Source organism: Cyclobacterium salsum, from assembly GCF_010119245.1.
Classification (GTDB): domain Bacteria; phylum Bacteroidota; class Bacteroidia; order Cytophagales; family Cyclobacteriaceae; genus Cyclobacterium; species Cyclobacterium salsum.
The window spans coordinates 486,109-500,026 of record NZ_WNKG01000001.1 but is presented as its reverse complement, the minus strand read 5'-3'; the positions used below and the strand labels follow the sequence as shown (position 1 = coordinate 500,026).

Annotated in this window: 10 protein-coding genes; 7 read left to right on the top strand and 3 right to left on the bottom strand. The window is 44.8% G+C overall.

All coding sequences use genetic code 11. The features are described 5' to 3' along the window. Positions 1-118 precede the first annotated feature (118 nt). Positions 119-1,816: a gamma-glutamyltransferase gene (gene ggt / locus GJS45_RS01950; RefSeq protein ID WP_235954545.1), complete on the bottom strand. Its 1,698-nt coding sequence runs from the start codon at positions 1,814-1,816 to the stop codon at positions 119-121. A gap of 150 nt (positions 1,817-1,966) precedes the next feature. Beyond that, on the bottom strand, positions 1,967-2,311 hold the full coding sequence (locus GJS45_RS01945) for an Hpt domain-containing protein (protein WP_162339751.1): 345 nt from the start codon (positions 2,309-2,311) through the stop codon (positions 1,967-1,969). Between the two features lie 457 nt (positions 2,312-2,768). Here GJS45_RS01945 and GJS45_RS01940 point away from each other — a divergent pair, with 457 nt between their 5' ends. Continuing rightward, the gene (locus GJS45_RS01940; protein WP_162339750.1) at positions 2,769-3,413 is read left to right on the top strand and encodes a DUF7255 family protein; all 645 of its coding nucleotides are present in this window, start codon (positions 2,769-2,771) and stop codon (positions 3,411-3,413) included. Here GJS45_RS01940 and GJS45_RS01935 read toward each other — a convergent pair whose 3' ends face one another. Continuing rightward, entirely contained in the window at positions 3,414-4,031 is a 618-nt protein-coding gene (locus GJS45_RS01935; RefSeq protein WP_162339749.1) for a deoxynucleoside kinase, read from the bottom strand. 177 nt (positions 4,032-4,208) lie between these two features. On the opposite strand from GJS45_RS01935, the gene eat reads away from it, so the two are divergent. From eat to GJS45_RS01905, 6 genes are all read left to right on the top strand, one after another. After that, positions 4,209-5,534, top strand: a complete 1,326-nt coding sequence (gene eat, locus GJS45_RS01930; protein WP_162339748.1) for an ethanolamine permease — start codon at positions 4,209-4,211, stop codon at positions 5,532-5,534. A 6-nt stretch (positions 5,535-5,540) separates the two neighbouring features. Further along, entirely contained in the window at positions 5,541-6,905 is a 1,365-nt protein-coding gene (locus GJS45_RS01925; protein WP_162339747.1) for a glutamine synthetase family protein, read from the top strand. 127 nt (positions 6,906-7,032) lie between these two features. Next, entirely contained in the window at positions 7,033-8,181 is a 1,149-nt protein-coding gene (locus GJS45_RS01920; protein ID WP_162339746.1) for an iron-containing alcohol dehydrogenase, read from the top strand. Positions 8,182-8,184: 3 nt separating this feature from the next. Further along, positions 8,185-8,940, top strand: a complete 756-nt coding sequence (locus GJS45_RS01915; protein ID WP_162339745.1) for a gamma-glutamyl-gamma-aminobutyrate hydrolase family protein — start codon at positions 8,185-8,187, stop codon at positions 8,938-8,940. A 2-nt stretch (positions 8,941-8,942) separates the two neighbouring features. Next, positions 8,943-10,307 (top strand): aldehyde dehydrogenase family protein, encoded by a 1,365-nt coding sequence (locus GJS45_RS01910; RefSeq protein WP_162339744.1) that lies wholly within the window; start codon positions 8,943-8,945, stop codon positions 10,305-10,307. Between the two features lie 339 nt (positions 10,308-10,646). Next, a complete protein-coding gene (locus GJS45_RS01905) occupies positions 10,647-13,904 on the top strand; it encodes a SusC/RagA family TonB-linked outer membrane protein (protein ID WP_162339743.1) in 3,258 nt (1,085 codons plus the stop codon). Positions 13,905-13,918 lie beyond the last annotated feature (14 nt).

The window sequence follows — 13,918 nt, the reverse complement described above, 5'->3', positions numbered from 1 at the left end:
GTGGATTATCCTTTCGATTTTCTCTTTTTTGATGTAATCCCTAATGGTAGTACCTGCTATTTTGATATTATTGTAGATGGTAATATTCTTGATATTCCTGCCTACCCTTGTCTTTTTATTAAAAGCCTGAAGCGGAATCCATCCCTCTTGGATCAGCTGCACCTTCAAGTTTACCATCTTCTCTTACTAAAATAGCGTCCACCCTTCCGATGCCACCTCGTTCATTGAGTTCATGTCCTTTGGCTTGCAATAATTCCAGAACTTCGTCTCCTTCAAAGCCCTTTTCATAGGATATCACATCGGGTTTCCATTGACTGTGAAATCGTTTTTCATTTACAGCTTCCTGCATGTTCATACCAAAATCCATAACATTGACGATGGCCTGAAAAACAGAAGTGGGAATGGTAGATCCACCCGGAGTACCTACTACCATAAATAACTCCCCATTTTTCTCCAATATAGTAGGTGTCATAGAGCTCAGCATTCGCTTTTCGGGTTCTATTTTATTGGCTTCTCCACCTAGTACACCAAACATATTGGGAAATCCAGGTTTGATGGAAAAGTCATCCATTTCGTTGTTGAGTATAAATCCTGCCCCGTCTACCAGGACCTTAGATCCCATTCCTCCATTCAGCGTGGTGGTACAGGAAACGGCGTTGCCCTGCCCATCCACGATAGAAAAATGAGTGGTCTCCTCACTCATGGACAAAATTTTACCTTCCATGATTACATCAGAAGGAGTGGCCGCTTCAGGATCAAAATTGGCAAACCGCTGAGAAAGGTATTCACCATCTAATAATTCGGCTACAGGTACCGGGTAAAAATCCGCATCTCCCATATAGGCCGCCCGATCAGCAAATATTCTTCTTTCCATTTCCGTTTTCAAATGAAGGTAATCTGCATAGGCTTTGTTTTCATTGGTAATGGGGTATTTTTCCAATATACCCAACATTTGGAGAAGGATTAGGCCCCCGCTACTGGGAGGTCCCATCGTAATGATGGTCGCATCTTTATAATCACCTACCAAAGGTTCCCTCCAGGTGCTTTCATATTTTTCCAGGTCTTCCAGGCTGATAATTCCACCGCCTCTTTCCATTTCAGCTACAATATAATCGGCCACTGAGCCAGCGTAGAAACCTTCCCTTCCCTGATCACGGATGAGTTTCAAAGTAGTGGCCAGTTGGCTTTGGACAAAAAGATCACCGGCTTTCCAGGCCTTTCCCGTAAAATGGACGGGATCTACCGTGGAATACTTTTTTAGGTTTTCAGATGCACGGGTAAAATAGGATGCTTCATCCTCGGTCAATTCGAACCCTTCTTCAGCTAATTTAATGGCGGGATTTACCAATTGACTCCAATCCATGGAGCCTAATTTTTCATGGGCTTTCACCATGCCGTCCACCGTACCGGGTACTCCAGAGGCCAGGTGCCCGCTTCTACTTTTATCGGGTAGGGCTTCTCCGTCTTCATCCAGGTACATATCTCTTCCGGCTGCCAGGGGAGCTTTTTCCCGATAATCCAGGGAGTGGTAGGCACCATCCTGCTCACGAATAACCATAAATCCCCCGCCGCCAATATTGCCGGCTTGAGGGTAAACTACTGCCAGTGCCATGTGTACCGCAATGGCTGCATCTATCGCATTGCCACCCTGCTGTAAAATTTCCTTTCCCACATCCGATGCCAGGGAGTGGGCCGAAACAACCATCGCATTAGAGGACAACAGTCCTTCGGCTTTTTCTTTAGGTTGGCAGGATACACCTAGTCCAAGGATAATGGCAAATAGCCAGCCGGCCGGTTTTACAAATTTCATTTTCATAATTACTTGTTAGTGGTTTGATCTGCTGATGGTAAAAATCTAGGTAGACTATCGATAATAGGAAATAGAAACGGCCATTTGGGTAGATATCGATAGCAAATTATCAAAAACTTCCGTAAAATCTGAAAATTCGGTAATTTATTTCACCACTTAATTTTGGTGATGGATTTTCTTTAAAAAAGACTGTAAATCATCCTCCAGTTCAAGAAGCTTTTGAAACAGGTCCTTATGATACAGCGGAAAAAGGTTGGGGATATCGGCCTCTATTTTTTCAATATGCTGATTGATCTCAGTAGCTCCCAAAAATCCAAATACAGGCTTGGTTTTATGAAATTTTTGCTTGATAGCCGTTATCTCTCCCAAATCATACAAAGGCATCAGGTTTTTTAAATCCTGAATATTCAGATCAATGACCAATTCTATTATTTCATAAATCAGGTCAAGGTCCTGATCAAAATAATGGTAGATCATGTCCGGTTTGATCTGTTTGTACATATAATCGGGGAATTAGCAGTAAAGAAAAGGTGATAAATAAGTTTGCCTGTAATAATCTACTATTACGTAAACGCAAAATTAGCACTCAATAGATGTATTGGTTTAATAAAACTTTAATAAATTTAAAAAAATTCCTTTTTGTCACTTCAAGTAACTTTTAATGTTCAACCGTGAAACGAACCAAAGCCCTCAATATTCCCTGATTTTGTGTTTACTTGGGAACTATTTCGTAGATCTGAAGTTTTATCAAAATAACCCATCAAATTGATTGTCAATGAATCGAAATAAGTGGATATTCCTCATTTTTGGACTGGTTTTTATGATTATTATGATCTTGATTGGGATAGACATGTCGTCAAAGACCACCTTTCCAGGTTCAAAAGGAAATTTGAAAGAAAGAATCGAAAATAATCAACGCTGATTTTTCAGAACCGGAATTTTCATTACCTTTTAATCTATGCATCAACTAAAAATGGCACGCTTGATTGAGGCGTTGGAAGTTATCGAACACGACTATGAGGTAGATTTTCATGTTCCGGTAAAACCGGCTCTTCTGGATGGCAAAGGACAGGAACTATTAAATGAGTCGTATAGGGGACTTGGGGGGCAGGGAGCCTATCCGGTATTGCGTCAATTGAAGGTACCCGTCAAAGTAGGTCAGCATTTATTGATATATGATGATGCGAACCATTTTAATCGGTATCGCCAAACCACTTTGAAGTCGGAATTGTATCGTGTCTTTCAGTTTTCCTGGCATTCAGGCTACCTGCGCATGTGCCGTTCTCACGAACGCGAATGTCTTCTTTCTGGTTTACAGGAACGGGTATGGAATGGCCCTCCGCTTGCATCCAACTGTTTTGGAGCAGCAGAGGAGCCTGGAGAATTGACTGGAAATGGATCTCCTGGTTGGAAACTCAATGCCTATAATGATTTACAATACGATTTGATCGCCCGGTTGCAGGGGTATCGGCTTATCCGCATTCCGGCCTACGAAAACCTAATGATAGCCGGTAGACTACAGCGAATAGATAAGTTATTACTACAACCAAATGAAGCTACTTTGCAGGCACTTGGTAGCTGGTTGGTTAGAAAGATGGACTGATCAGGGAAACAGCCCAAATAATTCGCGGTCGATCCTGCTTACGATTTCCGAAAAATGGTCCCGATTATCAGCGAAATTCAGGTTGTTGACATCGACTACCAATAGTTTCCCCTGTTTGTAGCCAGCTATCCATTTATCATAATGCTCATTTAGGCTTTTAAGGTATGCTATTTGGATACTTCGTTCGTAATTTCTCCCCCGTTTTTCGATTTGATCTACCAATTTGGGGATATCCGATTTCAAATAAATCAGTAAATCCGGTGGGCTAATAAATTTTTCCATGGATTGATACAGCTCCAGGTAATTTTTATAGTCCCTGTTCGAAATTAACGCCGTCTCATGAAGGTTGGCAGCAAAGATATGGGCATCTTCGTAAATGGTGCGGTCCTGTATGGTTGAAAGTTGGCTTTCCTGGATTCTTTTGACCTGATTGAAACGGCTGTGTAAAAAATAGACCTGCAGGTGAAAAGCCCATTTTTGCATGTCTTTATAAAAATCGACCAAATAAGGGTTTTCCTCCACGGATTCAAATTCGGCTTTCCAGCCGTAATGTCCTGACAATTTTTTTACCAAAGTGGTTTTTCCACTTCCAATATTTCCTGAAATGGCGATATGCATTTTTAACTTTTTATTCAATAATAGTGCGAAAGTACCCTTTATTTCAAATTTATTTTTAATTTTAAAACATCCTTTTTAGAAAATTTGCCATTCAAATCAACGCCCAAACTAGGTTCTATGAACACTTCTCAATACCTGGCAAATGGTCTGTTCTAACGATTAACAAGTAAAAGTAATATGAATCAACCAATCACTGGTAAGGAAAATGAATTAAAAAAGACCCTGGGTCCCTTCATGCTATGGGGATTGGGAGTGGGTTATGTGATATCCGGGAATTACTTTGGATGGAATCTGGGACTGGCGGAAGGGGGGACCTGGGGAGCGGCGATTGCCATTTTCTTTATTATTCTCATGTATATTACGTTCACCTTTAGTTATACGGAAATGGCCTGTGCCATTCCCCGGGCAGGCGGGGCTTTTTCCTATGCCGAAAGGGGGTTGGGAAAACAGCTTGGCTTTTTGGCCGGGATGTCTCAAAATATAGAATTTATCTTTGCACCTCCAGCCATTGCCTCTGCCATTGGGGCCTACTTTGGCATATTTTTTCAGGAATGGGATGTGCTATGGGTTGGGATCGGTGCTTACCTGATATTTACCTTATTAAATGTAGTTGGACTACAGATAGCGGCCACTTTCGAGTTATTTATCACGATCGTGGCCGTGCTGGGACTGTTGTTTTTTGCAGGGGTTACGCTTCCCGAGTTTGATGCATCCAATCTCAGTACCAAGGGATTTCACCAAGGGTATATGGGGATTGTCGCAGCCATTCCCTTTGCGATTTGGTTCTTCCTGGCCATTGAAGGGGTAGCCAATGTAGCCGAGGAAACCATTAACCCGCAAAAGAATATTTTGAGAGGATTCGGTTCTGCATTGGTGACATTAGTAATTCTTTGCCTGCTTACCTTCGTCTCGGCGGTGGGAGTGGGTGGCTGGGAAGCCATCGTCTATCCGGACGAAACCGGCATCGCTTCTGACTCCCCCTTGCCGCTAGCCATGGAAATGGTAGTAGGATCGGATCATTCTTACTATCATTTATTAACTTTTATTGCGCTATTTGGTTTGGTGGCTTCATTTAACGGCATCATCCTGGCCGCAGGCAGAACTACCTTTGAATTTGGCCGCGTAGGATATGCGCCAAAAGTCATTGGAAAAGTCAATAAAAAATTTAAAACCCCTGGAAATGCCCTTCTTTTCAATATGATTATTGGCATCATTGCTTTGCTTACGGGTAAGACAGGCGAGATCATTACCATTGCTGTTTTTGGTGCTTTGGGCTTGTATATATTATCGATGATTGCCTTTTTTTACCTGAGAAAGAAAGAACCGGATCTGGAACGACCGTTCAGGGTGCCCATGTATCCCTTATTCCCGATGGTGGCATTGGTCATCGCCAGTATTTCGATGTTGGCCATGATTCTCTATAATTTTATGCTGGCCATGCTTTTCTTTGCCATGTTAATTGGTTCTTATGTGTTTTTTAGAATTTTCATTTACAAACCCTAACCTGACATGATCCCTACAAAAGAAGAAGTAATCAGAGAATTGAAAAAACGCTCCTGTGAAAAGGTAAAACTGGCCATCGTAGACATTGACGGGGTGCTGAGAGGCAAATTGGTTTCTTTGGATAAGTTCATTTCACTATTGGATGGAGGCATGGGATTTTGTGCCGTGGTTTTTGGCTGGGATATGGAGGATAAGTCCTATGATAACGTGTCGGTGACTGGCTGGCATACAGGATATCCGGATTTTAATGCAACCATTGATTTGGCTACTCAAAGAAATATACCCTGGGAAAAAGACCTGCCGTTCTTTTTGGCCGATTTCCATCAGGACAAGGAGCAGGGTGGTTTGGTTTGTCCCCGGTCTCTTTTAAGAAAAATAACGCAAAAATCCCTGGATGCCGGGTATAAACCGCTTTTCGCTCAGGAGTTTGAGTGGTTCAATTTTGAAGTGACTCCCGATGAATTTGCACAGGCAAACGCTTCATTACCCAAAGCCATGACTCCTGGAATGTTTGGGTATTCTCATTTAAGGGCTTCGTTGAAGAGTGATTTCTTTCATGACCTCTTTGATCTCTGTGGTCGTTTTGGCATTCCTTTGGAAGGCTTGCATACCGAGACAGGTCCGGGAGTTTATGAAGCGGCCATTCAATATAGCGAAATAATCCTGGCAGCTGACAGGGCCGTTTTATTCAAGACCAGTGTCAAAGAAATCGCTTATAAACACGGACTCATGGCAACATTCATGGCCAAATGGACCGAGGCCCTGCCGGGAAATGGTGGGCATGTACACCAAAGCATCTGGGATTCCAGCCTCGAAAAAAACCTGTTTTACGATCCTAATGATGATTGGAGCATGAGCGACCTGATGCGGCAGTACATTGCGGGGCAGTTATATTGCCTGCCGCATATGCTTCCCCTGGTCGCTCCCACCATCAACAGCTACAAACGATTGGTGGAAGGGGCCTGGGCTCCAACCACGCTGACCTGGGCCCGGGACAACCGGACCACGGCACTGCGGGTGCTGTCCGGAGGCAAAAAATCTACCCGACTGGAAACCCGGGTCATTGGATCGGATGTCAACCCTTATCTTGCCATGGCTGCCTGCCTGGCTGCCGGTCTTTATGGTATCGAACATCAATTGGACCTGGATAAACCAGCCACCGTTGGAAATGGCTACAAGGATTATTCCAACGGTTCCATTCCCACTTCGCTTCAGGAAGCAACGGCTGCGATGAAGAATTCAGAAGTAGCCCATTCCCTTTTTGGAAGTGACTTTGTACGGCACTTCTGCAAGACCCGGGAATGGGAGTGCCGGGAGTTTGCTTCAAAAGTAACGGATTGGGAGCGGAAACGGTATTTTGAAATCATTTAATGGTAAAAAACCCTACAAAGAAATACTAAAAAAAACATGAAATCGAGCATGATGGAGGCGACACACAGAGGGATGATTATAAAGCATGCGAGATTCCATATGGCCACTTAAAGACAATTATAAACATATGAAATCCCCACAAAAGTATACGTTTAGCTTTCCTACCACCATCCGTTTTGGAGCCGGGGTTGTTGCCGAATTGGGTGACTATTTAAAAGATCAACATCTTACCAAGCCCCTTCTGGTAACAGACCCGCTGGTAAGGGAATTGGATTTTTTCACCAAGATTATCTCGCGGTTGGAGCAAGCGGGAATATCGGTAGAAGTATTTTCGGAGGTGCATAAAAATCCGGTAAAATCCGATGTCCTCAAAGGTAAGAAGCGCTATCAGGAATCTGATCGTGACAGTATCATTGGCATAGGAGGAGGCGTAGGGCTGGATGTGGCCCGGGCCATAGCCTTAAGTATTAACCACCACCGGGATTTGTTTGACTATGACGATCTGATTGGAGGAGACCAATACGTAACCGAACCCATCCCTCATTTTGTGACCATCCCTACGACGGCAGGCACCGGAAGTGAAGTAGGAAGAAGTGCGATTATTTCTGAGGACGAGAGTAAGAAGAAGCGAATTCTATTTGCCCCCTCACTCCTGGCCAAAATTGTTTTTGCGGATCCCGAATTGACGATGGACTTACCTGCTTTTGTGACTGCGGCAACTGGTATGGATGCGCTGACCCATAATATGGAGGCTTATTTATCTAAAAACTGGCATCCCATGTGCAGCGGTATTGCGTTGGAGGGCATGCAGTTAATCGGTAAATCCCTGGAAAAAGCTACCCTACACCCAGACCTGGAGGCTCGTAGCGACATGCTGATGGCTTCCATGATGGGAGCGGTTGCCTTTCAGAAAGGTCTGGGAGTGGTACATAGCCTGGCCCATCCGCTTTCCAGCCTCCTTGATACCCATCATGGGTTGGCCAATGCGGTCAATTTACCCCAGGGGCTGGCGTTTAACTATGGTGGCTTTGAAGAAAAATTCGAACAAATGGCCCTTATGCTCGGACTTAGTAAAGGAGACGGATCACAGCTTCCGGTATATATCGCATCCTTGAATGCCCGATTGGGTCTGCCAGGAAACCTCAGCTCCATAGGGGTTCAGCCTTCTCATATTGCTACCTTGTCTGAATTAGCCTTTGCCGATTTTTGTCATCCCAATAATCCCAAGCCGGTGAGTCAAAAAGATTTTGAAACGATGTATACCAACGCGTTATAAGTCATGCTCAAAATTGGTATTAGTGCTTGCTTTATGTATCCCGATCCATCACGGGTCGTTTTTGGACCCAAGCATCTCGCCTACGTAGAAGGCGATATGTTTTCGTATGTCTCGCAAGAGGGGATCTTGCCCGTGTTGATTCCGGATTTACCCTTTCATAAATTAACAGGGATTCTGGCAGAATTGGATGGCTTTGTTTTTCAGGGAGGTACTGACCTGGCACCCCAAAGCTATGGAGAGGAACCCATCGTTTCAGGTAAGTGGCTGGGAGATCCCTATCGGGATGCGTACGAATTAAGATTAATGGATTATGCTATCCAGCATCAAAAGCCAGTCCTGGGTATTTGCAGGGGCTTGCAATTGTTGAACGTCTATTACGGTGGTACGCTCTACCAGGATATTAGCCTTCAAGTCCCAGACTCAATCGTACATAGAGATGCGAAATTATACGATCAGGTGACCCATAAAATCAAACTGGCACCCGGCAAAACCCTGGAAAAAATCTACCCCGAGAAAGAAATGGATACGGTTAATTCCGTACACCATCAGGGGATAAAAATGCTGGGCGAGGGACTGGAAGTCTTGGCTAGTTGCCGGGAAGATGGGATGGTGGAAGCAGTGCAGGCTAGTGGGGTTCCAAATCTGAATGTCATTGCAGTGCAATGGCACCCGGAATTCTCTGTAGGGAAAATGCCTCCTCACTTGGATCCTCTACGTCTATATGCCTATTTTGTAGAAAAAGTAAAAAACCAACTGTAAATATGGATATTATCAACCCGGCCACCGAAAAAGTGATTCAATCGATTACCACAGACGATCGTCTTTCTGTAGGCAAGAAGGTACAAAAACTAAAAACCGGGCAGCAGGCCTGGAGCAAGATTTCAATAGAAGAAAGGATAAATATTCTTCTTCGCTTTGGAGAATTGGTGGAGGAGCAGGTAGAAATGCTTGCAGAAGTACTTACCTCAGAAACCGGAAAGCCGCTGGAGCAGGCCAGAAACGAGGTAACCGGAGCCCATAATCGGATTGTACACATCAAAGAAAATGGAACGCGCTGGCTGCGTAAGGAAACCATCTCGTCTGAGGGAGCCGTGACAGAGGAGATCGTTTACGAGCCACTAGGTGTTGTCGCCAATATTTCTGCCTGGAATTTTCCATATAACGTGGGTTACAATGTCTTCCTGTATGCCTTGCTCGCCGGAAATGCCGTCGCCTACAAACCATCCGAATTTGCCAGCTTAACAGGGCTGAAATTCAGGGAGTTGCTTTGGAAAGCAGGCGTTCCAGAGGATGTTTTCGAATGTTTTGTGGGAGGTGCCGAGGTGGGAGAGATGCTTCTGCAAGCGGACCTGGACGGGTATTTTTTTACAGGATCGTATCGGACGGGCAGGTATATTGCTCAAAAGGTTGCCCCCAAACTGGTACCGGTCCAATTGGAACTAGGCGGTAAAGATCCGCTTTACGTCATGGAGGACGTAGCGGATGTAAAGCAAGCGGCGGTCAATGCGGCAGAGGGTGCCTTTTATAACAACGGCCAAAGTTGTTGCGCGGTGGAGCGTATTTACGTGCATGAAACCATTTACGACGCTTTTGTCGGGGCTTTCGTTTCGGAAGTTGCCTCCTATAGCATGGGTGACCCCTTGCAGAAAGGCACTTTTATAGGTCCGGTTACCAGAAAAGAGCAGCTCGCGGTGCTCCAAGATCAGGTACAGGATGCCATCGCACTGGGTGCCGAGCTGAAGACAGGTGGGAAAGGAAAAGAGGGAAAGGGGTACTACTGGGAACCTACGGTGTTGACGAACGTAACGCATCACATGAAGCTGATGCAGGAGGAATCGTTTGGTCCCATTATTGGGATCCAATCGGTGAAGAACGATACCGAAGCGGTTTCACTGATGAATGACACCAGTTATGGGTTAACGGCAGCCGTTTTTTCAGCCGACAAGGAGCGGGCTATGCGAGTGTTGGATCAATTGTCCACAGGCACGGCATACTGGAACTGCTGCGACCGGGTCAGTCCAAACCTTCCCTGGACAGGTCGGAAAAACTCCGGATTAGGGGTGACCTTATCTTATCAGGGGATTCGAGCCTTTACCCAACCAAAGGCGTATCATTTGAAACGTTAATTGAAGACAAGGAAACGCCAACCCGCAGACTTTATAGAATTATTAAGTTTTTTGAGTTTTGTTTATAAATTCGTAAAAGAGATGTTTTTCTACAGAAATGTTATTTTTATAATTTTGCAGGGAAGTAAAAAATATTTTATAAAAAATATTTATATTTAAAATTAATGAAATTAGAATCCTTTTTTGGAAAATATAAAGGAGGAGATTGATCATTCTTTCTAAATTTTCCTTAAAGAAGTGAATGCTAATCTCAGGTACCCTATTGAACCTACATTTATTTTCGGGAATTTTTTATTCCCCTACATTAATTCTTTACCATTTCTTAAACCACCAATCTTTATGAAGAAATCATTACTTTGTTTGGAGGGTCGATTTTTCAGTTCCCACAAGGGCCTGGGAATGCTGATCCTGGTATTGCTATTGGGCAGTACCGAAGTACTTCGTGCCCAGTCGCGCACGGTCCGCGGACAGGTGACTGAAAGTTCAGGCTCAGAGCCGATTCTAGGGGCTTCTATTTTGCTAAAAGGTACCACCAAGGGAACCGTTACCGATCTGGACGGAAACTACGAGCTCGAAGTCCCCTCAGATGAGGCCATTTTGGTATTTTCCTATATTGGTTTCCAGGCACAGGAAATTGCGGTTGGAAACCAATCCACCCTGGATGTGGTATTAGATTATTCCTCCGAAGAATTGAATGAAGTGGTGGTTACCGCGCTGGGAGTGGAACGGGAAACCAAGGCCCTGGGATATTCGGTGCAGGCGGTAGATGGAGACAAATTTACTGAAGCCAGGGAAACGAATGTAATCAATTCGCTCAGTGGAAGAGTGGCGGGGGTACAGATCACCAATTCTTCCAGCGGGGTAGGCGGATCCTCCCGGGTAACCATCCGGGGTGAATCATCGCTGAATATTAATGCAAACCAACCCTTATTCGTTGTAGATGGCGTTCCCATTAGCAACAATATCGTGGGTTCATCCGGATCGGGTAACCAGGAAGTGGACTATGGTAACCCGGCAGGGGAAATTAACCCGGATGACATCGCTTCGATGAGTATATTGAAAGGTCCGGCTGCTGCTGCATTGTATGGCTCACGAGCGGCGAATGGTGCGATTTTGATTACCACCAAATCCGGTAAAAACAAACGTGGATTGGGCGTGAGTATTAACTCCAACACCACATTTGATACGCCCCTGAGGCTTCCTGACTGGCAAGACCGGTATGGACAAGGAAATAATGGGCAGTTCACCTTCGTAAACGGAGCGGGTGCAGGTATTGCCGATGGAGTGGATGAAAGCTGGGGGCCTCTGATGGATCAGGGAAGCACGATTCCCCAATTTGATTCGCCCAGGGATGTTCCCGGATACCGGGGAGGCGATTTGAATGCGCCGGAAGGCAGCACCATTACCCCTACACCATGGGTATCGCAGCCCAACAATATCAATGATTTTTTCCAAACTGGTGTTACTCTTTCCAATAACATTTCCATTGCATCTGGTAACGAACGGTCAAATTTTCGTTTTTCCTGGACCAATCTGGATCAAAAGGGTACCATTCCAAACACGGATTTAAAACGAAATACCCTGGCATTTAACGGGATGAGCCAAATCACTGATAAACTTTCCGTCACCACAGCCATCAATTATCAAAATTCAATAAGCGGCAATCGTCCAAGTATCAGCTATGGTACCGAAAGTTTGATGTACCTCTGGATTTGGTACGGAAGGCAGATCAATACAAGAAATTTGCAGGATTACTGGATGCCTGGACTGGAAGGAAGACAGCAGTTTAATTATAATTACAACTACCACGACAATCCCTATTTCAACGTATACGAAAATACCAACGGACAATCCAAAGATCGTATTTTCGGAAATGTGGTTGTCAACTATAAATTCACCGATAAGCTTAACCTGATGGTTCGCACAGGGCTTGACTTGTACAATGACCTTCGGGACAGAAAGAGAGCTTTCAGTACCCAGCGTTTTCCATTTGGAAGTTACCGAGAGGATGCCGTTTCGTTTAACGAGCGAAATACCGATTTCTTGCTCACGTATTCCGAATCCGAAAATCCCAATTGGTCTTATACGGTATCCTTGGGAGGAAACCAAATGATCCAGGAAAACCGGTTTACCCGGACCATGGCCCCTCAATTACTGATACCGGAAATCTATAATTTCACGAACACGGCAGTCAACCTACAGGTGGAACACATGGTTTCGGAGAAGCGAATTAATTCCTTATACGGATTTGGCCAAATTGGCTACAAGAACATCCTTTTTCTGGACATTACGGGAAGAAATGATTGGTCCAGCACTTTGCCGGTTACAAACAATAGTTATTTCTATCCCTCAGCTACCATGAGTGCGATTATTTCGGACATGGTTACATTGCCGGATGCTTTTTCATTTGTCAAGGTAAGAGCCGCCTATGCGGAAGTGGGTAATGATACCAATCCGTACAGCCTGACGAATGTTTTTAACCCGGCTACGCCATGGGGTTCCATTCAAAGCAAAACAGAGTCCAACCGATTGGCAAATGCTGATCTGAAACCGGAACGAACTGGATCGGTCGAAGTCGGAGCAGATATCCGCTTGCTAAAAGGAAGGTTGGGCCTTGACTTTACTTATTACGACAATCGAACCCGTAACCAGATCATCCCGATAGAATTGGATATTTCTACCGGTTACGCCAGCCGGATTATCAATGCCGGAGAAATTCAAAACAACGGAATCGAACTCGTTCTTTCCGGTAGCCCTTTGCAAAATGTGAACGGCCTCAACTGGAATATCATGGCTAATTTTACCCGAAACCGAAGTAAGGTGTTAGAATTAACCGACGATTTGACATCCTATTCCATGGTTGGGAGAAATGGGGCCACCATACAGGCCCGCATTGGAGAGCGAATGGGAAATATCTACGGAAGGGGATTTGCCCGGGTGGATGATGTAGACAGCCCTTATTTTGGCCAAATCATCCATAATTCTACCGGAACACCCATAACCTCTCCTGAACTGGTTCTTCAAGGGAACTACAACCCCGATTGGATGCTCGGAATTCAGAATAACTTTAACTATAAAAAATTTACATTTGGATTCCTATTTGATATCCGTCAAGGAGGCATCGTTGTTTCCCGAACCAAGACCATTGGCAGTACTGCGGGGCAATTGGAAGAGACCTTACTGGGACGTGAAAATGGTTACGATCTCTCGGTGGAAGGAAATGGTATCACCAGCCCTGGAGTAATTCAGACAGCGGATGACAGTTTCGTGCCCAATGACCGGAAAATTAGTTCAAGAGACTGGCACAACCGATACTATGAGCGAAGCAATGTAGAGGCCGCGAAATACGATGCTTCTTTTGTTAAGCTCCGGGAGGTGACATTGGGATATACCATTCCGGGAACCTCTATGGGTAAGTTACCTTTTCAGGAAGCGCGTTTTTCCCTGGTAGCGAGAAACCTGGCCCTGTGGACAGAGAACCCACACTTCGATCCGGAAACCATGGCCATGAGTGGGGGAACCCTGATCCCCGGAGTGGAAGACATGGCATTTCCTTCTTCCAGAAGCATAGGTTTTAATCTAAACCTTAAGTTTTAATTTCCAAACGCAAA